Origin of the sequence: Massilia varians (assembly GCF_027923905.1) — a bacterium.
Lineage (GTDB): Bacteria > Pseudomonadota > Gammaproteobacteria > Burkholderiales > Burkholderiaceae_D > Telluria > Telluria varians_B.
This window is the reverse complement of sequence record NZ_AP026966.1, coordinates 2,841,167-2,863,239: the sequence shown is the minus strand read 5'-3', so window position 1 is coordinate 2,863,239 and position 22,073 is coordinate 2,841,167. Positions and strand designations below refer to the sequence as shown.

16 protein-coding genes are annotated in these 22,073 nt (G+C 67.0%); 11 read left to right on the top strand and 5 right to left on the bottom strand.

The genetic code is table 11. The features are described 5' to 3' along the window. Window positions 1-3: 3 nt before the first annotated feature. Window positions 4-2,091, bottom strand: a complete 2,088-nt coding sequence (locus MasN3_RS12945; RefSeq protein WP_281907572.1) for a 3-hydroxyacyl-CoA dehydrogenase NAD-binding domain-containing protein — start codon at window positions 2,089-2,091, stop codon at window positions 4-6. Between the two features lie 143 nt (window positions 2,092-2,234). Here MasN3_RS12945 and MasN3_RS12940 point away from each other — a divergent pair, with 143 nt between their 5' ends. Both MasN3_RS12940 and MasN3_RS12935 read left to right on the top strand, forming a co-directional pair. Continuing rightward, the gene (locus tag MasN3_RS12940; RefSeq protein ID WP_281907571.1) at window positions 2,235-2,936 is read left to right on the top strand and encodes a hypothetical protein; all 702 of its coding nucleotides are present in this window, start codon (window positions 2,235-2,237) and stop codon (window positions 2,934-2,936) included. A 54-nt stretch (window positions 2,937-2,990) separates the two neighbouring features. Then, window positions 2,991-3,986: a 2-hydroxyacid dehydrogenase gene (locus MasN3_RS12935; RefSeq protein ID WP_281907569.1), complete on the top strand. Its 996-nt coding sequence runs from the start codon at window positions 2,991-2,993 to the stop codon at window positions 3,984-3,986. Window positions 3,987-3,989: 3 nt separating this feature from the next. Here the strand turns inward: MasN3_RS12935 and MasN3_RS12930 are convergent, their stop codons facing one another. After that, window positions 3,990-5,654, bottom strand: a complete 1,665-nt coding sequence (locus MasN3_RS12930) for a 3-(methylthio)propionyl-CoA ligase (RefSeq protein ID WP_281907567.1) — start codon at window positions 5,652-5,654, stop codon at window positions 3,990-3,992. A 194-nt stretch (window positions 5,655-5,848) separates the two neighbouring features. On the opposite strand from MasN3_RS12930, the gene MasN3_RS12925 reads away from it, so the two are divergent. From MasN3_RS12925 to MasN3_RS12890, 8 genes are all read left to right on the top strand, one after another. Then, the gene (locus MasN3_RS12925; protein WP_281914500.1) at window positions 5,849-7,315 is read left to right on the top strand and encodes a protein adenylyltransferase SelO; all 1,467 of its coding nucleotides are present in this window, start codon (window positions 5,849-5,851) and stop codon (window positions 7,313-7,315) included. A gap of 25 nt (window positions 7,316-7,340) precedes the next feature. Next, a complete protein-coding gene (gene msrB, locus MasN3_RS12920; protein ID WP_281907566.1) occupies window positions 7,341-7,736 on the top strand; it encodes a peptide-methionine (R)-S-oxide reductase MsrB in 396 nt (131 codons plus the stop codon). A gap of 21 nt (window positions 7,737-7,757) precedes the next feature. Continuing rightward, window positions 7,758-8,399, top strand: coding sequence for a septation protein A (locus MasN3_RS12915; protein ID WP_281914499.1), 642 nt, complete (start codon window positions 7,758-7,760; stop codon window positions 8,397-8,399). Continuing rightward, window positions 8,389-8,667, top strand: a complete 279-nt coding sequence (locus MasN3_RS12910) for a BolA family protein (protein ID WP_281907564.1) — start codon at window positions 8,389-8,391, stop codon at window positions 8,665-8,667. The genes MasN3_RS12915 and MasN3_RS12910 overlap by 11 nt, the downstream gene beginning before the upstream one ends. Window positions 8,668-8,845: 178 nt before the next feature. Continuing rightward, entirely contained in the window at window positions 8,846-9,625 is a 780-nt protein-coding gene (locus MasN3_RS12905; RefSeq protein WP_281907562.1) for a peptidylprolyl isomerase, read from the top strand. 81 nt (window positions 9,626-9,706) lie between these two features. After that, window positions 9,707-10,498: a peptidylprolyl isomerase gene (locus MasN3_RS12900; RefSeq protein WP_281907561.1), complete on the top strand. Its 792-nt coding sequence runs from the start codon at window positions 9,707-9,709 to the stop codon at window positions 10,496-10,498. A gap of 183 nt (window positions 10,499-10,681) precedes the next feature. Continuing rightward, window positions 10,682-11,134 carry a hypothetical protein gene (locus tag MasN3_RS12895; RefSeq protein WP_281907559.1) on the top strand — a complete coding sequence of 151 codons (453 nt, stop codon included), beginning with the start codon at window positions 10,682-10,684 and terminating at the stop codon, window positions 11,132-11,134. A gap of 47 nt (window positions 11,135-11,181) precedes the next feature. Then, window positions 11,182-11,685, top strand: a complete 504-nt coding sequence (locus tag MasN3_RS12890; RefSeq protein WP_281907558.1) for a hypothetical protein — start codon at window positions 11,182-11,184, stop codon at window positions 11,683-11,685. A gap of 61 nt (window positions 11,686-11,746) precedes the next feature. On the opposite strand, the gene purL is transcribed toward MasN3_RS12890, so the two are convergent. Beyond that, window positions 11,747-15,772 (bottom strand): phosphoribosylformylglycinamidine synthase, encoded by a 4,026-nt coding sequence (gene purL / locus MasN3_RS12885; RefSeq protein WP_281907557.1) that lies wholly within the window; start codon window positions 15,770-15,772, stop codon window positions 11,747-11,749. Window positions 15,773-15,968: 196 nt separating this feature from the next. On the opposite strand from purL, the gene MasN3_RS12880 reads away from it, so the two are divergent. After that, entirely contained in the window at window positions 15,969-17,597 is a 1,629-nt protein-coding gene (locus MasN3_RS12880) for a tetratricopeptide repeat protein (protein WP_281907554.1), read from the top strand. Window positions 17,598-17,622: 25 nt separating this feature from the next. On the opposite strand, the gene MasN3_RS12875 is transcribed toward MasN3_RS12880, so the two are convergent. After that, the gene (locus MasN3_RS12875; protein WP_281907553.1) at window positions 17,623-18,378 is read right to left on the bottom strand and encodes a CPBP family intramembrane glutamic endopeptidase; all 756 of its coding nucleotides are present in this window, start codon (window positions 18,376-18,378) and stop codon (window positions 17,623-17,625) included. Between the two features lie 13 nt (window positions 18,379-18,391). Then, entirely contained in the window at window positions 18,392-21,988 is a 3,597-nt protein-coding gene (locus MasN3_RS12870; protein WP_281907550.1) for a hydantoinase B/oxoprolinase family protein, read from the bottom strand. Between the last annotated feature and the right edge of the window lie 85 nt (window positions 21,989-22,073).

Below are 22,073 nucleotides of genomic sequence, written 5' to 3'. Positions count from 1 at the left end.
CGCTCAAGCTTGGAAGCCCTTGCCTTCGGCCGCAAGGCGCTCGAGCAGCGGCGCCGGCTTCCAAGCCTCGCCGTGGCGTCCGCCCGCAAACCTGCGGATCGCGTCCAGCACCCGCGGCAGGCCCACGCTGTCGGCGTAGAACATCGGGCCGCCGCGGTGCAGCGGGAAGCCGTAGCCGCTCAGGTAGACCATGTCGATGTCCGAGGCGCGTAGCGCGATGCCTTCCTCGAGGATCTTCGCGCCTTCGTTCACCAGCGCATACACCAGCCGCTCGACGATTTCACTGTCCGCGATGTCGCGCCGCTCCACGCCGAGGTCGCGCGAATGCTGCACGATCATGTCGTTCACGAGTGGGGACGGGATGGCCTTGCGCTCGCCCGCCCGGTAGTCGTACCAGCCGGCGCCGGTCTTCTGGCCGAAGCGCCCCTGTTCGCACAGCAGGTCGGCGGTCTTCGAATAGGCGATGTGGGGCGACTCGACGGCGCGGCGCTTGCGGATGTACCAGCCGATGTCGTTGCCGGCCAGGTCGCTCATGCGGAACGGGCCCATCGCGAAACCGAAGCGCTCGATCGCGCCATCGACCTGTTCCGGCAGCGCGCCCTCCTCGAGCAGGAAGAAGGCCTGGCGCAGGTACTGCTCCAGCATGCGGTTGCCGATGAAGCCGTCGCACACGCCCGACACCACGCCGGTCTTCCTGATTTTCTTCGACAGGGCCAGGCAGGTGGCCAGCACGTCCTTGCCGGTCGCCTTGCCGCGCACGATCTCCAGCAGCTTCATGACGTTGGCCGGACTGAAGAAATGCAGGCCGATCACGTCCTGCGGGCGGCTGGTAGACGCGGCGATGCGGTCCAGGTCCAGGGTCGAGGTATTCGAAGCCAGGATCGCGCCCGGCTTCATGGTCTCGTCGAGCTGGCGGAACACCGACTCCTTCACGCCCATGTCTTCGAACACGGCTTCGATCACGATGTCGGCCTGGGCGATGTCGGCATAGGACAAGCTGCCGGTGATCAGGCTGATCCTCTGCTCGCACTTCTCCTGCGTCAGCTTGCCCTTCCTGACCGTGTTCTCGTAGTTCTTGCGGATCGTCGCCAAGCCCTTGTCCAGCGCTTCGCCCTTCGTCTCCAGGATAGTCACCGGGATGCCGGCATTCGCGAAATTCATCGCGATGCCGGTGCCCATGGTGCCGGCGCCGACCACGGCGGCGCGCTCGATTTTCCGCACCGGGGTGTCGGCAGGCACGTCCGGCACCTTGCTGGCCGCGCGTTCGGCCATGAAGGCGTGGCGCAGGGCCTTCGATTCCGGCGTCTGCATCAGGTGGAGGAAGCGCTCGCGCTCGAAGCTCAAGCCTTCCTCGAATGGCTTGCTCACCGACGCGGCGACGGTCTCGACGCACGCGAGCGGCGCCGGGAACGGCCCGGCCATGGCCTTGACCTTCTCGCGCGCGGCCTGGATGAAGGCCTCGGGGTGCGGGTAATCGACCGCGCGCTCGCGCACCTTCGGCAGCGGACGCGCGTGGGCGACCCTGGCCGCGAATTCCACGGCGGCGGCAAGCAGATCGGTTCCCGCGGGGAAGACCTGGTCGAACAGCGCGGTGCCGGCCAGCTTCTCGGACGGCACCGGCGTGCCGGACACCACCATGTCGAGGGCCATTTCCAGGCCCAGCACGCGCGGCAGGCGCTGGGTGCCGCCGGCGCCCGGCAGCAGGCCCAGCTTCACTTCGGGGAGCGCGATCTGGGCGCCCGGCAATGCGACGCGGTAATTGCAGCCCAGCGCCAGCTCCAGGCCGCCGCCCATGCAGACGCTGTGGATCGCGGCCACCACCGGCTTGCTGCAGTTTTCCACCACCCGGATCAGGCTGTGCAGGGTCGGCTCGGTCAGGGCCTTGGGCGAATTGAACTCGCGGATATCGGCGCCGCCCGAGAAGGCCTTGCCGGCGCCGGTCAGGACGATGGCCGTGACGGCCGGGTCGGCTTCGGCCCGCTCGATCGCGGCGACGGCGGCGCTGCGGGTCGCCAGGCCCAGGCCGTTGACCGGCGGATTATTCAGGCTCACTACGGCAACGCTGCCCTGGACGGTGTAGTCGGCGCTCATGTCTCTTCTTCTCCTTGTCAGTACCCAGGCTCCAGCCTGGCGGAATTTTTTAACTATACCTGAACTAAAAGAACGTTCGTATTATTTCGGGCAGCGCCGGATGTGCCAGAATACGCGCCTCACGCCCTTGCATCGCACCGACCATGGAAAAACTGATCGCACAATTGACCCGGCTCTACCTCATGCCCGGCCTCGAAGCCGGCCAAGCCCCGGCCGGCACGCCGCTGGTCTCCGAAGACGGCCTGACGCGCGCCATCGTCATCGACTTCCCGCGCGCGCCGGACGACCAGGGCCGCCACTGGACCCAGCTGTGCGAGGTCGCCAATACTCTGCAGGAAAAGCTCGGCTTTCCGCCCCCCGCGGTGAGCGTCACGGGCGCCGATGCCTTCCGCCTGTGGCTGTCGCTGCGCGACGCGGTTCCGGTGGCCGAGGTGCGCCGTTTCCTGTCCCTGCTGCGCAGCGCCTGCTTCCCGGAGCTGCCGCTACGCGCCGCCAGTACGGCCGAGCTGCCGCCGTGCCTGCACGGCGCGACCGGAAGATGGGCCGCCTTCATCCATCCTGGCATGGGCGCTTCGTTTGCCGGAGAGGAAGGGCTGGACGTCGCGCCGCCCGCCGCAGCCCAGCTGGCTTTCCTGGAGGGACTGGAGAGCATCGCGCCGGCCCGGTTCGAGGAGGCATTGGCCGCGCTGGCGCCGCCGCGCGCGAGCACGCCATCGCCCGCCCCGCTGACGGCGCCGCCCGACGGCCTGCTGCTGAAGGATGCGACGCTCGAAGACATCGTGCGTCACCTGCACGCGCTCGGGATCGAACCGAGCTTTCGCCACGTCCTGCCGGGCAGCAGCTGATGCGCCGACCGGGTACACTGCAGGATGGACCCACCCGACAAGCATGGAGGAGCGATGAAGACCGCCGTATTCAGCGCACGCCGCTACGACAAGACCCTGCTGGCGCGCGCCAACCAGGATGCCGGCCACGAGCTGCGCTTTGTCGAAGACCGCCTGAGCCTGGCGAGCGCGAACCTGGCCGAGGGCTGCGAGGCGGTGTGCGTGTTCGTCAACGACAGCGTCGACGCGCAGGTGCTTGAGGTGCTGGCCCGCCAGGGCACGCGCCTGGTGGCGACCCGCTCCACCGGCTACAACCAGATCGACGTGGCCGCGGCGGGCAAGCTCGGCATCGAGGTGGTGCGCGTCACCGACTATTCGCCCCATTCGGTCGCCGAGTTCGCGGTCGGCCTGCTGCTGGGCGTGAACCGCAAGATCGCGCGCGCCAGCGCCCGTACCCGCGACGGCAATTTCGACCTCGAGGGCCTGATGGGCTTCGACCTGCACGGCAAGACCATCGGCGTGATCGGCACCGGCAAGATCGGCCTCATCTTCGCCCGCATCATGGCCGGCTTCGGCTGCACCATCCTGGGCCACGATCCCTATCCGGGCCGGGCCTTCGAGGACACCGGCGGGCGCTACGTCACGGTCGACGAACTGCTCGCGCGCAGCGACGTGGTGTCGCTGCACTGCCCGCTCACCGAGGCCACCCGCTACATCATCAATGCCGTCAACCTGGCGCGCCTCAAGCGCGGCAGCATCCTGGTCAACACCAGCCGGGGCGGCCTGGTCGATACCGAGGCCGCCATCGCCGCGCTCAAGAGCGGGCAACTGGGCGGCCTGGCGATCGACGTCTACGAGCAGGAAGCGAACCTGTTCTTCCAGGACCTGTCGTCCACCATCATCTGCGACGACGTGATCCAGCGCCTGGTCTCGTTCCCGAACGTGATCGTCACCGGCCACCAGGCCTTCTTCACCGTGGAGGCGATCGGCCAGATCATGCAGACCACGATCGAGAGCATCAGCGCCTTCGAGCGCGGCGAGACGCTGGTCAACCGGGTGCCGCCGCCCTAGACCTCACGCGGTCGGCAACCGGTGCTCCTGGTAGAGGTCGCGCAGCTTGTTCTTCTGGATCTTGCCGGTGCCGCCGACCGGCAGCGCCTCAGTGAAGACCACGTCGTCGGGAATCCACCACTTGGCCACCTTGCCCTCGAAGAAGCCCAGCAGCTCCTCACGCGAGACCTCGGCGCCGGGACGCCGCACCACCACCAGCAGCGGCCGTTCGGCCCACTTCGGGTGCGCCACGCCGATGCAGGCCGCCTGCAGCACGGCCGGATGCGCCATGGCGATGTTCTCCAGGTCGATCGAGCCGATCCACTCGCCGCCCGACTTGATCACGTCCTTGCTGCGGTCCGTGATCTGCAGGTAGCCGTCCGGGTCGATGGTGGCCACGTCGCCGGTCGGGAACCAGCCGTCCTGCAAGACCTCGCCGCCCTCGCCCCGGAAGTAGCCCGACACCACCCACGGTCCCTTCACCAACAGGTGGCCATAGGTGCTGCCGTCCCAGGGCAGCTCGCTGCCGTCGTCGTCGACGATCTTCATGTCGACGCCATAGATGGCGTGACCCTGCTTGCGCAGCACGGCGCGCTGCTCCCCGGCCGGCAGGGCCAGCTGCCTGCCCGTCAGGGTGCAGGCGGTGCCGAGCGGCGACATCTCGGTCATGCCCCAGGCGTGCACCACCTCGACGCCGAGCTGGTCGATCAACACGTCCATCATGGCCGGCGGACAGGCCGAGCCGCCGATCACGGTGCGCCGGAAGCTCGAGAAGCGCAGACCGTTCTGCAGCACGTGGTTGACCAGGCCGAGCCAGACGGTGGGCACGCCGGCCGAGAAAGTCACGCCTTCGGCCTCGAACAGCTCGTACAGGGACTTGCCGTCCAGGGCGGGGCCGGGAAACACCATCTTCGCGCCCGACAGCGGCACCGAATACGGCAGGCCCCAGGCATTGACGTGGAACATCGGCACCACCGGCAGCACGGTATCCAGGGCCGACACGTTGAGCGCGTTCGGCATCGCCGACGCATAGGCGTGCAGCACGGTCGAGCGGTGCGAGTACAGCGCGCCCTTCGGGTTGCCGGTAGTGCCCGAGGTGTAGCACAGGCTGGCCGCCGAACGCTCGTCGAACTGTGGCCAGGCATAGTCGCCGGTCTCCGCCTCGACCAGGTCCTCGTAGCACAGCAGCGTCGGGATCGTCGTCTCCGTCGGCATGTGCGCGCGCCCGCACAGGGCCACATAGCCCTTGATGGTCTTGCAGTGGCGCGCCATCGCCTCGATCGCAGGCAAGAAAGTCAGGTCGAAGAACAGGTACTGGCTCTCGGCATGGTTGACGATGTAGGCGATCTGCTCCGGATGCAGGCGCGGGTTGATCGTATGCAGCACCGCGCCCGAGCCCGAGACGGCGTAGTACAGCTCCATGTGGCGGTAGCCGTTCCAGGCCAGCGTGGCGACCCGCTCGCCCATGCCCACGCCCAGCCGCTGCAAGGCCTGCGCCATGCGGCGCGCGCGCGCCTCGCAATCGCGGTAGGTATAGCGGTGGATGTCGCCCTCGACCCGGCGCGAGACGACCTCGCTGGCGCCGTAGTGGCGCGCGGCGAACGTGATAATGCTCGAGACCAGCAGCGGCTGGTCCATCATCTGGCCCATCAGCGGGCTCGGCGGGTAGGCATTGCAAGGGGCGTTCATCCGGTCTCCATGTACGTGGAACAACTCATGTCGAGTTTCAACTCCCGCTGGAGCTGTCGTCAACGCAATTCGATTGCGCGCCGCAGCATGGCCGATGCAGGCGTGCGCCGATGGAATCGGCCCGGTACGGTAGAATCCTGCCAATCACCACCTCACCTGCATAACCGGGCCGACCGCCTAGCAAAGGAGCTGCCATCACTGCCGACGAACTCCCGTTCAACAACTCTTTCGCCGAGTTGCCGCCGGCCTTCTACACCCGGCTGATGCCGACGCCCTTGCCGTCGCCCTATTTCATCGCTGCGAGCGCCGGCGCGGCCGCGCAGGTCGCGCTCGACCCGCAGGCGCTGGCGCAGGAGGATTTTGTCGCCGTGTTTACCGGCAACAAGGTGGCGGTGCGTTCCCAGCCGCTGTCGGCGGTGTATTCCGGCCACCAGTTCGGCGTCTGGGCCGGCCAGCTCGGCGACGGCCGCGCCATCGTGCTGGGCGACCTGCCGGGCCCGGACGGTCCGATGGAAGTGCAGCTCAAGGGCGCCGGCCTGACGCCTTATTCGCGCATGGGCGACGGGCGCGCGGTGCTGCGCTCCTCGATCCGCGAATTCCTGTGCTCGGAAGCAATGGCCGCGCTCGGCATCCCGACCACCCGCGCCCTGATGCTGACCGGCTCGCACCAGCGCGTCATGCGCGAAACCGTCGAAACCGCCGCCGTGGTCACCCGCATGGCGCCGACGTTCGTGCGCTTCGGCTCCTTCGAGCACTGGCATTACCGCGGCAAGCAAGACGAACTGCGGATCCTGGCCGATTACGTCATCAAGGGGTGGTATCCGCAATTGCTGGACGCCGCCAATCCGTACAAGGAACTGCTGACCGAAGTCACGCGCCGCACCGCCCACATGATCGCGGGCTGGCAGGCGGTCGGCTTCATGCATGGTGTGATGAACACCGACAATATGTCGATCCTCGGCCTGACGCTCGACTACGGCCCCTTCGGCTTCATGGAGGCTTTCGATGCCAACCACATCTGCAACCATACCGACCAGGGCGGCCGCTATTCCTACGCCAACCAGGTGCCGGTCGGCCACTGGAACTGCTATGCGCTCGGCAACGCCCTGCTGCCCCTGATCGGCACGCCTGAGGACACCGAGGAAGCGCTGGACGTCTACCGGCCCGCCTTCGGGGCCAGGCTGGACGAACTGCTGCACGCCAAGCTCGGCCTGTTCGACGCGCGCGAGGAGGACAGCGCCCTGTTCGACGACATGTTCAAGCTGCTGCAGGCCAACCACGCCGACTTCACGCTGTTCTTCCGCCGCCTGGGCGACCTGGCGCTCGAAGGCGGCGTGGAGCAGGATGCGCCGGTGCGCGACCTGTTCCTCGACCGCGAGGCCTTCGACGCATGGGCCGGCCGCTACCGCGCGCGCCTGCGTCAGGAGAACAGCCAGGATGCGCTGCGGCGCGCCGCGATGCAGCGCACGAATCCAAAATACGTCCTGCGCAACTACCTGGCCCAGACCGCGATCGAACAGGCCCAGAACGGCGATTTCAGCGGCGTGCACAAGCTGCTCGCCATCTTGGCGCGTCCTTTCGACGAGCAGCCGGAGAACGAATCCTATGCGGCCTTGCCGCCCGATTGGGCAGCCCACCTCGAGGTGAGCTGCTCGTCCTGAACCACCAGAACCAAGAGAGACCGCAATGAATGACAAAGTGAGCAAGAGCGACGCCGAGTGGCGCGCCCAGCTGGACCCGATGCAGTACCAGGTGACCCGCCACGCCGCCACCGAGCGCGCCTTCACCGGCAAGTACTGGGACCACCACGAGCACGGCATCTACCACTGTGTCTGCTGCGATACCCCGCTGTTCGAATCCGACGCCAAGTTCGATTCCGGCTGCGGCTGGCCCAGCTACTTCCGCGCCCTCGATCCGGACAACGTCATCGAGAAGGAAGACCGCAGCCACGGCATGCTGCGCACCGAGATCATCTGCGCCGTCTGCGACGCCCACCTCGGCCACGTGTTCCCGGACGGCCCGCCGCCGACCGGCCTGCGCTACTGCATCAACTCGGCGGCCATGCGCTTTGAACCCGTTTGAAGAAAGTCCGAGGAAGCAATGATTAAGTTTTTGTTCGACATGCTGCCGGTGATCCTGTTCTTCGGGATCTATAAGTACGGCGAGAACAACCAGGAATGGGCCCACGGGCTCGTCACCGAGCACCTCGGTTTCCTGATCTCGGGCGGCGCGGTGCCGGCCTCGCAGTCGCCGATCCTCCTGGCCACCGCGGTCACGATCATCGCCACAGTGCTGCAGATCGTGTATCTGCTCGCGCGCCGGCGCAAGGTCGACGGCATGCTGTGGCTGTCGCTGGGCGTCGTGGTGGTGGCCGGCGGCGCCACCATCTACTTCCACGACGACACCTTCATCAAATGGAAGCCGACCATCCTGTACTGGGCCTTCGGCGTCGCCCTGCTGCTGGCGCACCTGATCTACCGCAAGAACCTGATGCGCTCGGCGCTCGGCGGCGCGATGAACCTGCCGGAGCCGGTCTGGACCCGGGTCCTGTATGCGTGGATCGCCTTCTTCATCGGGCTCGGCCTGCTGAACCTCCTGATGGCCTTCGTGGTCTTCCGCTCCGACACCGGAGCCTGGGTCAGCTTCAAGCTGTTCGGCATCAGCGGCATCCTGTTCGCCTTTATCATCATTCAGTCGCTGTTCCTGTCCAAACATATCCAGGAGGATGCTCAAAATGGAAGCTAACCGTACCGAACGCCTGCGCGCGCGCCTGCAGGCCGAACTCGACCCGACCGTGCTGGAGATCACCGACGACTCGCACCTGCACGCCGGACACGCCGGCGCCGCCTCCGGCGGCAGCCATTACAGCGTGAAGATCGTGTCGGACAGGTTCCAGGGCCAGACGCTAGTCATGCGCCATCGTCTTGTGTATGATGCCGTTCACGAAATGATCAACAAGGCGGAAATCCATGCCCTGGCCATCACGGCCCTTGCACCTTCGGAACCGGCTTGAGGCATACTGCCTGGGGCTGACCGCCCCTGGCCTACCGCCCGTGGCTTACCGCCCCTGCTCATCTTCAGTCTACTTTAAGAATAGTGGCCGACAATCTGTAACGCTAAGTACCAGAACTCGAAGTACAAGAACTAATCAAATCTCGTCCAAGCACATCCCTCCCACAGGAATTCCAGAAATGACTCTTAAGCCAGCACACCTGCTGTTAGCTCTGATCGCCGTGTCCGCAGCACCCGCCTTCGCCCAGAACCTCGCCGTCGTGAACGGCAAAGCCATCCCGACCTCGCGCGTCGACGAAGCAGTCAAGCAACTGGTCGCTGCCGGCCAGGGCCAGGATTCGCCGCAGCTGCGCCTGGCCATCAAGGAAGAGATGATCGCCCGCGAAGTGCTGATGCAGGAAGCCATCAAGCAGGGCTACGACAAGAAGCCGGACGTGCGCGCCGCGCTCGACAACGCGCGCCAAGCCATCGTCGTGAACCAGCTGGCCCGCGACTACATCCAGAAGAACCCGGTCACCGACGCCGAAATCAAGGCCGAATACGACCGCTTCAAGGCCCAGACCGGCGACAAGGAATACCACGTGCGCCACATCCTGCTCGATACCGAAGCCGACGCCAACGCCGTGATCGCCAAGATCAAGTCCGGCAGCAAGTTCGAAGAGCTGGCCAAGCAGTCGAAGGACACCGGCACCGCCAACAACGGCGGCGACCTGGACTGGGCGACCCCGTCCTCCTTCCCACCCGAGTTCGCTGCCGGCTTCACCGGCCTGCAAAAAGGCGGCGTCACCGAGAAGCCGGTGAAGACCGCCAACGGCTTCCACGTCATCAAGCTGGACGACACCCGTGCGGCCAAGCTGCCGTCGCTGGAAGAAGTCAAGCCGCAGATCCAGGACGCGCTGGCCCAGAAAAAGCTGGCCGACTACCGCGACCAAATGGTCAAAAAGGCAAAGGTGCAGTAAGATGTACTACCGCCGGTGCCAGCAAGCACCGGTTCTTGCCGCCCGCGGCGAACTTTTTCGTGTTTAGATAGGACCTTAACAATGATTTTGAAGCCAGCCCGCCTGACTTTGGCAATCAGCCTGGCCGCGGCCGCCATGGTTGCCGCGCCTGCTATTGCGCAGAACGTCGCCACCGTCAATGGCAAGCCCATCCCGGCGGCAAAGGTTGACCAGCTGGTCAAGCAAGTGGTCGCACAAGGCCGCGCCACCGATTCGCAACAGCTGCGCGATGCGATCAAGAAAGACCTGATCGGCCGCGAAGTCCTGATCCAGGAAGCCGACAAGCAAGGCATCGGCGGTCGCGCCGACGTCAAGGCAGCCATCGACAATGCCCGCCAGAGCATCATCATCAACGCGATGCTGGCCGACTACGTCAAGAAGAACCCGATCAAGGATGCCGACATCAAGGCCGAGTACGACAAGTACAAGGCGCAGGTGGGCGACAAGGAATACCACGCACGCCACATCCTGGTTCCGACCGAAGACGAAGCCAAGTCCATCATCAGCAAGCTGAAGGGCGGCGCCAAGTTCGAAGAGCTGGCCAAGCAGCATTCGAAGGACGGCTCGGCGGCCAATGGCGGCGACCTGGACTGGGCAAGCCCGGCCAACTACGTGCCTGAGTTCTCGAAGGCCATGGTTGCCCTGCAAAAAGGCGCGATCACCGACACCCCGGTCAAGAGCCAGTACGGTTTCCACGTGATCAAGCTGGAAGACGTGCGCCAGGCCAAGATCCCGGCCCTGGACGAAGTCAAGCAGCAGGTCGCGGAATCGCTGCAGCAGCGCCAGCTGGCGCAGTACCGCGAAAGCCTGGTCAAGAAGGCCAAGATCCAGTAAGCCGTGCTTGCCGGATGAAGAAGCGCTCCCGAGGGGGCGCTTTTTTTATGGTCTTCCGCTCCTCGAAGCGCCCTATGGGGCCGCTTCGGACACCTCCTACGGCAGCGCGGAGCGTGCGCCTATTCATCCTTGTCGCCGCTCGACTAAGATCGAGACGAAGGACAACCGAACAAGGAGACCACCATGAGCACCGAACAACGCACCCAGCATGGACCAGCACTTGACGGTGGCCGTGAAGGCCCGGGAGACACCCGCGACTTGCCGGGCGCAGCCGGCACGCCGGGCGCCGGCGGCGCCGGCGGCGAGCAGTCCGCCGAGGCCGTGTGGCGCTACCAGGTCCCGCCGCCCGGCAGCGGTACCGGCGCCGGCGAATCCAACGCGGGACACTACACGCCGAATGCGGCGGGCCACGGCGGCGGCATCGTCGAGGCGCCGGCCGACAGCAACGTCAACGCGCCCGGGCGGCCGCTCAGCGGCGCCGGCAGCGCCACCGATCCGTCCGCCGGCACCATCGGCGGCATCGAGGCAAGCAGGAAAGCCCAGGCCTCGGGAGGCGCAACGCGCGGCCTCCCCGACGATGCGGCCAGCAATGCGGACGGCAACATGAGCGGCTCCGCCGGCACCGACCGCAGCTAGCGTCGCTCTCCCCAAGGGTGCGCCCTCCATCGCGCCCGTCTTTTCCCTTGACGGCTACAATCGGGCCGTTCGATCCACAGGAGGACGACATGGACAAGGAACAAGCGAAAGCCCCACCCGCCGGCCAGGACGGCCAGAACGCGTCCCAGGGGGGCTTGTGGCAGTACGAGGTGCCGCCCCAGGATCCTGGCGCAGGCAGCCTGCAGTCGAATGCCGGCCATTACACGGGCGGCGCCCACGGCGGCGACAGCCAGCAGGGCGATTTCCTCGCATCGCCGCCGGACGCGAACGCGATGCCGGCCGGTGCGCCCCAGACCAGCCGCGGCAGTGCGGGACGCGGCGGCGCCGATCCCCAGACCAGCCCGGCCCCGGGCGCGGGCGGCGGCAGCGCCGGCGCCGGTCACGTCCCTGAAGGCGATACGGGCGCAGGTGCCGGTGCCGGTGCCGGTGCAGGCGCTGGCGGCGCCACCGACGACACGGCGGGCGCCGGAGGCGGCCAACCCGCCCCGGTCGGCAACGGCACGCCGGACCAGCCCGTCTGGGCAACCTGAAGCGATCCGCTTATAAAAAAAGCGCCTCCGCGGAGGCGCTTCTTGTGATGGGTTCAGCCGCTCAGCCGACCCACTTGCGGGCATTGCGGAACATGCGCATCCACGGCGATTCGTCCGGCCAGCCGCTAGGGGCCCACGAGTGCACGGCGGTGCGGAACACGCGTTCGGCGTGCGGCATCATCGCCGTGAAGCGGCCGTCCTCGGTGGTGACGGCGGTGAGGCCGCCCGGCGAACCGTTCGGATTGAACGGATAGGTTTCGGTCGCCTGGCCGCGGTTGTCGACGTAGCGCAGCGACTTCACCACTTGCCCGATGTCGCCGGTCAGCGAGAAGTCGGCGAAGCCTTCGCCGTGGGCGATCGCCAGCGGCGCCTGGGTGCCGGCCATGCCGTCGAAGAAGATCGACGGCGAGTCCAGCACCTCCACCATGCCGAAGCGCGCTTCGAACTGTTCGGATTTATTCCGGGTGAACTTCGGCCACGCCTGCGCGCCCGGGATAATCGACTTCAGGTTGCTCAGCATCTGGCAGCCGTTGCACACGCCCAGGCCGAAGGTGTCCTGGCGCGCGAAGAAGGCGGCAAACTGATCCGAGAGCTGCGGGTTGAACAGGATGGTCTTGGCCCAGCCCTCGCCCGCGCCCAGCACGTCGCCGTAGGAGAAGCCGCCGACGGCGATCACGCCGTGGAAGTCCGCCAACCTGGCACGGCCGGCGATCAGGTCGCTCATGTGCACGTCGACGGCGCTAAAGCCGGCCTGGTGCATGACCCAGGCGGTCTCGATGTGCGAGTTCACACCCTGCTCGCGCAGAATCGCCACGCGCGGACGCACGCCCGTCGCGATGAAGGGCGCCGCCACGTTCTCGCTCAGGTCGAACGTCAGCTTCGGCGACAGGCCCGGATCGCTCTCGTCCAGCAGGCGATCGTATTCCTGGTCGGCGCAGTCCGGGTTGTCGCGCAGGCGCGCGATGCGCCAGCTGGTCTCGCTCCACAGGCGGTGTAGAAGGCTCCGCTTCTCGCTGTAGATCAGCTTGGCGTCACGGGTGAATTCGATCAAGGCGCGGTCGTTGAGCTTGCCGATGATGTGGCTGCAGGCGCCCAGGCCGAACTCGCGCAGCACGGCCATCACGGCCTGCTTGTCGTCCGCGCGCACCTGCAGCACCGCGCCCAGCTCCTCGCTGAACAGCGCGCGCAGGGTCATCTCGTTGCGGCGCTCGCCCACCTGGGTAGCCCAGTTCTTGGCGTCGCCCCAGTCGGACGCGTGCTCGCCTTCCATGGTCAGGATGTCGAGGTTGACCGACACGCCGGCGCGGCCGGCGAAGGCCATCTCGCACAGCGTCGCGAACAGGCCGCCGTCCGAACGGTCGTGGTAGGCCAGCAGCTTGCCTTCCTTGTTGAGGCGCTGCACGGCGTCGAAGAAAGCCTTCAGGTCCTCGGCCGCATCCACGTCCGGGACGCTGTCGCCGATCTGCTGGAACACCTGCGCCAGGATGGATGCACCCAGGCGGTTCTTGCCGCGGCCGAGGTCGACCAGCACCAGGGCGGTGTCGCCCAGGTCCGTGCGCAGCTGCGGCGTCAGCGAACGGCGCACGTCCGCTACCGGCGCGAACGAGGACACGATCAGGGACACCGGCGAAATCACCGACTTGTTGGCGCCGTCGTCGTTCCAGGTGGTGCGCATCGACAGCGAATCCTTGCCGACCGGGATGGACACACCCAGCGCCGGGCACAGCTCCATGCCGACCGCCTTGACGGTGTCGAACAGCGCGGCGTCCTGGCCCGGCTGGCCGCAGGCCGCCATCCAGTTGGCCGACAGCTTGATGTCGCCGATCTGCTCGATGGCGGCGGCCGCGATGTTGGTGATCGCCTCGCCGACGGCCATGCGGCCCGAGGCGGCGGCGTCGATCACGGCCAGCGGGGTACGCTCGCCCATCGCCATCGCTTCGCCCAGGAAGCCTTCATAGGACATGGCGGTGACGGCGCAGTCGCTGACGGGCACCTGCCACGGGCCGACCATCTGGTCGCGCACGGTCATGCCGCCCACGCTGCGGTCGCCAATGGTGATCAAGAAGGATTTGTCGGCCACGGTCGGGCTCAAGAGCACGCGGCGCGCGGCCTCCGCCAGCTCGATGCCGGTCAGGTCGATCGCCGGGAAGTCATACTTCACGTGCTCGACCTCGCGCAGCATCTTGGGCGGCTTGCCGAGCAGCACGTCCATCGGCATGTCGACCGGGTTGTTGCCTGCGTCGGGATCGATCACGCGCAGCTGGCGCTCTTCGGTGGCGGTGCCCACGACTGCGTACGGACAGCGCTCGCGCTCGCACAGCGATGCAAATTTTTCAAGGTCGATTGGCGAAATCGCCAACACATATCGCTCTTGCGACTCATTGGACCAAATTTCCTTCGGCGCCATCCCACTTTCTTCCAGCGGGACTTTACGCAGATCGAACAGCGCGCCGCGCTTGGCGTCGTTGACGATTTCCGGGAAGGCGTTCGACAGGCCGCCCGCGCCCACGTCGTGGATCGAGATGATCGGATTGTCGGCGCCCATCTGCCAGCAGCCGTTGATGACTTCCTGGGCGCGGCGCTCCATTTCCGGGTTGCCGCGCTGGACCGAGTCGAAGTCCAGGTCGGCGGTGTTGGTGCCGGTGGCCATCGAGGACGCGGCCGAGCCGCCCATGCCGATGCGCATGCCCGGGCCGCCCAGCTGGATCAAGAGGCTGCCGACCGGGATCTCGTCCTTGTGGGTGTGCTCGGCGGAGATGTTGCCGATGCCGCCGGCGATCATGATCGGCTTGTGGTAGCCGTACACGTTGCCGGCCGCGCCGACGTTCTGCTCGTAGGAGCGGAAGTAGCCGCCCAGGACCGGGCGGCCGAACTCGTTGCTGAAGGCGGCGCCGCCGATCGGGCCGTCGATCATGATCTGCAGCGGCGAGGCGATGCGCTCCGGCTTGCCGTACACGGCATCCACGCGCCCCGCTTCGCCGGCGGTCACGTCCGACGCGTTTTCCCAGGGACGCCGGGCGTCCGGCAGCGCCAGGTTCGAGACCGTGAAGCCGGTCAGGCCCGCCTTCGGCTTGGCGCCGCGGCCGGTCGCGCCCTCGTCGCGGATTTCGCCGCCGGCGCCGGTGGAGGCGCCCGGGAACGGCGAGATCGCGGTCGGGTGGTTGTGGGTCTCGACCTTCATCAGGGTGTGCACCAGATCGGTCGACGGCGCGTATTCCTGCCCTTGACGGGGGAAGAAGCGGGTCACGGTGGCGCCCTCGATGATCGAAGAGTTGTCGCTGTAGGCGACCACGGTGCCGTGCGGGTTGAGCTGGTGGGTGTTCTTGATCATCCCGAACAGCGACTTGTCCTGCTTGACGCCGTCGATGATCCAGTCGGCGTTGAAGATCTTGTGGCGGCAGTGTTCCGAGTTCGCCTGCGCGAACATCATCAGCTCGACGTCGGTCGGATTACGCTGCGCTTTCGTGAACGCGTCGTGCAGGTAGTCGATCTCGTCGGCCGACATCGCCAGGCCCAGTTCGAGGTTGGCGCGCACCAGGGCATCGCGGCCCTGCCCGGTCACGTCCACGGTCTCGAGCGGACGGCCTTCGAGTTCGTCGAACAGGCGCTGCGCCTCGTCGGCGTTACGCAACACGGTCTCGGTCATGCGGTCGTGCAGCAGTGCGGCGACTTGGGCCACTTCGTTCTCGGCCAGCTTCTTCGGCGCGCCAATGCCGGTGCCGAGGATGCCGCCCTTGAGCACGACGGTATAACCCACGCCGCGCTCGATGCGGTGCACGTGCTGCATGCCGCAGTTGTGGGCGATGTCGGTGGCCTTCGAAGCCCACGGCGAGATCGTGCCCAGGCGCGGAATCACGAAGAATTCCTCGGTCACGCCTTCGTACAAGGTTTGCGCCGCGGGTTCGCCATAGGTGAGCATGGCGGTGAGGCGCTCGGTATCGTCAGTAGCCAGCGCTGCGCTGCTGTCGATGAAGTGATAGAAGCGGGCCTGGACTGCGGCAATCGATGGTGCGACGGCTTGGAGTTGCGACAGGAGGCGTTGGCTACGGAAGGCGGACAGGGCGTTGGAACCCGGCAGAATCAACATGGCTGAGAAGTTGGTTGATGCAGCGTCGCTGCTAGGGTGGAAGATAGCCCGCTATTATACAGGCTCCCTAGGCAGCGTTGCATTCCTACCAGTCCGAACCTTGTAGAACGGACATTTCTTGATCCTGTAGGAACTTATCGGTATTGTAAGGGCTAGATAATTACAATAGGTGCACGGGCACCGCACAGGACGGAAGATGCAAGAAAACGCCAACCTCACGGTACTGATCGTCGATCCCAGCCAGGGCATGCGCGGCAGCCTGCAGAACATGCTGAACCAGGCCGGCATCACCAGGATCGAGTCGGCGGTCAATGCCGGCACCGCGATCAAGCAGCTCGCCAAGCGCGCCTATGACATCATCCTGTGCGAATACGACCTGGGCGGCCCGGCGGGCGACGGCCAGGACGGCCAGCAGCTGCTGGAAGACCTGCGCCACCACCGCCTGATCACGGCGTCGACCATCTTCATCATGCTCACCTCGGAAGGCGTGTACGACAAGGTCGTCAGCGCCGCCGAGCTGACTCCGACCGACTACGTGCTCAAGCCGTTCACGGTGGAGATGCTGAGCACCCGCATCAAGCGCGCGCTGGAGCGCCGCACCGCCCTGCTCCCGGTCTGGCAGCTGGCCGCGCAGGGTAAATCGCTTGACGCGATCCGCGCCTGCGCCACCGCGGCGATCGCCAGTCCGCGCTACGCGCTCGACTTCCTGCGCCTGAAGGCCGAGCTGCACGTCGCCATCGGCGAGCACGGCCAGGCCGGCGCGATCTACCGCGACGTGCTGGCCGAGCGTCCGCTCGGCTGGGCCGGCCTCGGCCTGGCGCGCGCCATGCTCGCGCAGGGCGAGGTCGAGGCGGCGCGCGATACGCTGGCGGCGCTGGTGCAGGCCAATCCGCGCCTGATGGCGGCCTACGACCTGCTGGCGCGCTGCCACGAGCAACTGGGCAGCAGCCTCGATGCGCAAAAGGTGCTGGAGGAAGCCGTGGCGATCTCCCCGCACATGGTGCGCCGCCTGCGCAAGCTCGGCGAAGTCGCGCTGGACAACGGCGATGCCGAGGCCGCTGAAAAATCCTTCAAGCAGGTGGTGAGCAAGGCGCGCTACTCGGAATTTCGCAATCCCGAGGACCACGTCAACCTGGTCAGGGCATTGGTGACGCGCGGCGACGTGGCCGGCGCCGGCGGCGTGATCCGCGACCTGGAACGCTCGATGCGCGGCAGCGCGAACGTCGATGCGTGCAAGGCCTATTCGAGCGCCCTGCTGCTGGAAAAGACCGGCAACCTCAGCGCCGCCGTCGCCGAGCTCTCGCATGCCGCCAGCGCCGCGCGCACCAGCAGCGGCCTGTCGCCCAACCTGAAGATCGGCCTGGCGCAGGCCTGCCTCGAGCACCGGATGGACGAACAGGCCTCCGAGGTCATGCTGAGCGTGATGGGCGATGCGTCGGGCGCGGTGACGCTGGACCAGGCGATGGGCGTGTTCGTGCGCGCCGGCCGGCCCGACCTCGCCGACGGTATGGGCCAGCAGCTGCGCGCCCAGGCGCAGATCCTGCTCGGCGTGGCGGACGAGAAGCGCAACATGGGCGACGTGCGCGGCGCGGTGCAGACCCTGCTCGAGGCGCTGCACATGGCGCCCGGCAACCTGCAGGTGATGGTGGCGGTGGCGGGCGGCATCCTGCGCCAGGTGAACGAGCTGGGCTGGGATCATGCGCTTGGCGAAGTGGCCGGCGAGCAGATCGAACGCTTGAGGGCGATGGATGCGGGGCATCCGCGCCTGGCGGCGCTGACCGAGGAACTCCAGCAGGCCAAGCGCAAGTACGGCATCTCGACCTGAAACGGCACACCTGCCACGCAAGGCTTCAAGTCGCTCCCTGCGCCTCCCCCGCCGCTACCAGGCGCGCGCCGGATGGACGCATCCAGGCCAGCACGCAAGCCAGCATCGCCAGGTGCGCCGCCGACGAATAGAACGGCGCCAGCGCGGGCTGCACGACGCCCACGTCCGCAACACTGTCGAGAAGACCGTTGGCCAGGTTCCACCCCCAGTGCAGGCCCACCGCCGCCCACAGCGAGCGCGTGCGCCACAAGGCCGCCGCGTAGGCGAGACCAAAGCACAACAGCATGAACCACTCGAACGGGCCCTTATGCAGTCGGTAGATGTGGTTCAGGACGTAGAGCCCGGCGGAGACCAGGATGAAGATCCAGCCCAGGTTCGGGAAGGCGCGCAGTACCAGGCCGCGCGTCAGGATGTCTTCCGCCGTCGATGCGACGAAGGTCGAGAAGGCGAGAAAGCCAAGCGTCCCCAGCAACACTATGCCGCCGGGGCCGCCCGTCCATGCGACGGTGTAGACGCCGGCATAGGTGCCGACCGCGACTGCCCCAAGCTTGGCCAGCAGCGCCAACCCGAGTCCCAGCGCCAGCAGCCGCAGCCAGCCGGGCCGCGCATCCAGATGCCAGGCGCGCATGCCGCCGAATCCGAGCAGGCGCGAGCCCCACCATGCGAGAAACGGGAACAGCAGCATCAGCCAAGGCTTGCCGACGCCCTGCGGCATCTGGTATGCGATGAACAGCATGGCGGCGACCAGGGCGAGGCGCAGCCGGGTGGGGTGGTTTGTCATTGTAATATCTTGTTCACGCACCGTAGCCGCCGCCGCCCGGCGTGTCGATCACGAACAGGTCGCCCGGTTCCATGTCCACCTTGCCGATATGCCCCAGGGTCTCGACCGTCCCGTCGGCCCGCAGCACGGTATTGCGCCCGCGCTCGCCGGGTGAGCCCCCGGCCATGCCGAACGGCGCATGGATGCGGTTGTTCGACAGGATCGCCGCCGTCATCGGTTCCAGGAAGCGCACTTTGCGGGTGCCGCCATTGCCGCCATGCCAGCGCCCCGCCCCGCCGGAGCCGTGGCGGATGGCGTAGCTCTCCAGCCGCACCGGGAAGCGGAACTCCAGGATCTCAGGATCCGTGAGGCGCGAGTTGGTCATGTTGGTCTGCACCACGTCGGTGCCGTCGAAACCTGCGCCGGCGCCCGAGCCGCCCGAAATGGTCTCGTAGTACTGGTAGCGCGCGTTCCCGAAGGTGAAGTTGTTCATGGTGCCCTGGCTGGCGGCCATCACACCGAGCGCACCGTACAGTGCGTTGGTGATGCAGGTGGAGGTCTCGACGTTCCCCGAGACCACCGAGGCCGGATAGTGCGGGTTGAGCATCGAGCCTGGCGGGATGATCACCTTCAGCGGCTTCAGGCAGCCGCCATTGAGCGGAATCTCGTCGTCGACCAGGGTGCGGAACACGTACAGCACCGCCGCCATGCAGACGCTCGAAGGCGCATTGAAGTTGTTGGGCAGCTGACCGGAGGTCCCGGTGAAGTCGATCTCCGCGCTGCGCGTGTCCCGGTCGACCCGGATCGCCACTTCGATGCGCGCGCCATTATCCAGGTCGTAGCTGTAGCGGCCGTCCTTCAGCGCCGAGATCACGCGGCGCACCGCTTCCTCGGCATTGTCCTGGACGTGGCCCATGTAGGCGCGCACGACGTCCAGTCCATAGTAGCCGACCATCTTGTGCAGCTCCTCGACGCCCTTCTGGTTGGCCGCGACTTGCGCGCGCAGGTCGGCCATGTTCTGGTCCGGATTGCGTGCCGGGTAGCGTGCGCCTGTCAACAGCGCGCGCGCTTCCTGCTCGCGCAGCACGCCATCAAGGCCGTCGACCAGCTTGAAGTTGTCGATCAGGACGCCCTCTTCTTCGATGTGGCACGAATCCGGCGGCATCGAACCCGGCGTGGTGCCGCCGATGTCCGCATGGTGGCCGCGCGAGCCGACATAGAACAGGATTTCACGGCCGGCCTTGTCGAACACCGGCGAAATCACCGTGACGTCCGGCAGGTGCGTGCCGCCGTTGTAGGGATCGTTCAGCACGTAGACGTCGCCCGCCTTCATCTGCCCGGCGTTCTTGCGCATCACGGTCTTGATGCTCTCGCCCATCGAGCCCAGGTGCACCGGCATGTGCGGGGCGTTGGCCACCAGGTTGCCGTCGGCATCGAAGATCGCGCAGCTGAAGTCGAGCCGTTCCTTGATGTTGACCGAGTACGCCGTGTTCTGCAGCCGCAGGCCCATCTGCTCGGCGATCGACATGAACAGGTTGTTGAAGATCTCGAGCATCACCGGGTCGGCCGTGGTGCCGAGCGCGCGCCGCTCGGGCAGCGCTTCGACGCGGCGCAGCACCAGGTGATTGTGCGGCGTGACCTGCGCCTGCCAGCCCGGCTCCACCACCGTCGTCGCATTCGCTTCGGCGATGATCGCCGGCCCGCGTACGAGGTCGCCCGGCCAGATGTCGGCGCGCAGGAAGATGCCCGTGTCGCGCCAGGCGCCGCCGCTATACATGCGCACCGTTTCGCCTGGTGCCGGCCGCGCGCCGTTCGACGCCGCTTGCGCGGCCGCCTCGACCGGCGCCTCGGCGCGGCCGATGGCTTCCACCGAGACCGCCTCCACCACCAGCGCGCGCGCCGGCATCAGGAAAGAGTAGCGGCGCTTGTAGGCGGCTTCGAACGCGGCCTGCATGGCGTCTAACTCGCCGAAGGGCACGACGATGGCCGAATCCGTGCCTTCGTAGCGCAGGTGCACCCGCCACACCAGCGCGATGCGGCCGGGCGCCACGCCCTGCCCCAGCAGATCGTCGCGGGCAGTGGCCCCGAGGGCGGCCAGGCGCTCGCCCAGCGCGTCCAGGCCGGCATCCTGCAGGCGCAACTCGACCGCCTGCTCGCGCATTGCGGCCTGGTCGGCCAGGCCCATGCCGTAGGCCGACAGCACGCCGGCCAGCGCATGGATGAACACTGTCTTCATGCCGAGCGCGTCGGCCACCAGGCAGGCATGCTGGCCGCCGGCCCCGCCGAAACTGGTCAGCGCATACTCGGTGACGTCATGGCCGCGCTGCACCGAGATCTGCTTGATGGCGTTGGCCATGTTGCCGACCGCGATCTGGATGAAGCCCTCCGCCACCGCTTCCGGCGCGGGCTTGTCGCCCGTCGCCTGTCCGATGTGCTCGGCCATCGCGGCAAAGCCTGCACGCACGGCATCCAGGTCGAGCGCTTCGCCCCCGCTGCTGCCGAACAGGCGCGGGAAGTGCCGCGGCTGGATCTTGCCGAGCATGACGTTGCAGTCGGTGACCGCGAGCGGTCCGCCGCGGCGGTAGCTGGCGGGGCCCGGATTGGCGCCGGCGCTGTCCGGGCCGACCCGGTAGCGGGTGCCGTCGAAGTGCAGGATCGAGCCGCCGCCGGCGGCCACCGTGTGGATGCTCATCATCGGCGCGCGCATGCGTACCCCGGCGACCTGGGTCTCGAACACGCGCTCGAACTCCCCGGAAAAATGCGAGACGTCGGTCGAGGTGCCGCCCATGTCGAAGCCGATCACGCGCTCGAAGCCGGCCGCTTGGCTCGCGCGCACCATGCCGACGATGCCGCCGGCGGGGCCGGACAGGATGCTGTCCTTGCCCTGGAAGGCGCGCGCATCGGTCAAACCGCCGCTGGACTGCATGAACTGCAGGTTCACGCCCGGCAGTTCGGCCGCCACTTCGTCGACGTAGCGGCGCAGGATCGGCGACAGATAGGCGTCGACCACGGTGGTGTCGCCGCGCGCGACCAGTTTCATGAGGGGACTGACCGCGTGCGAGCTGGACACCTGGGTATAGCCGATCTCGCGCGCGATGCGGCCCGTTGCCGCCTCGTGCGCCGTGTAGCGGTAGCCGTGCATGAACACGATGGCGATCGAGCGCAGGCCGCGATCATAGGCTTGCTGGAGGGCGGCCCGGGTCGCGGCTTCGTCCAGCGGCTGCACGGTCTCGCCGTGCGCGCCGATGCGCTCGTCGATCTCGACGACCTCCGCGTACAGGAGTTCCGGCAGCACGATATGGCGGTCGAACAGGCGCGGACGGTTCTGGTAGGCGATGCGCAGCGCGTCGCGAAAGCCCCGGGTGATGGCCAGCACGGTCGGTTCGCCCTTGCGCTCGAGCAGCGCATTGGTGGCGACCGTCGTGCCCATCTTGACGGCCTCGATCTGCGCCACCGGCAGCGCCGCATCGTGCGCCACGCCGAGCAGGTGGCGGATGCCGGCCACGGCCGCGTCGCGGTATTGTTCGGGGTTCTCGGACAGCAGCTTGTGGGTCACGAGTTGCCCGTCGGGCCTGCGCGCCACGATGTCGGTGAAGGTGCCGCCGCGATCGATCCAGAACTGCCAGTCCATGTACATACTCCCTTGCCGCGCGATCCAAAACGCTTATTGTAGTCCGGGCGCGCGACTGTTTTGGCGAAAATGCATGACAATGGCA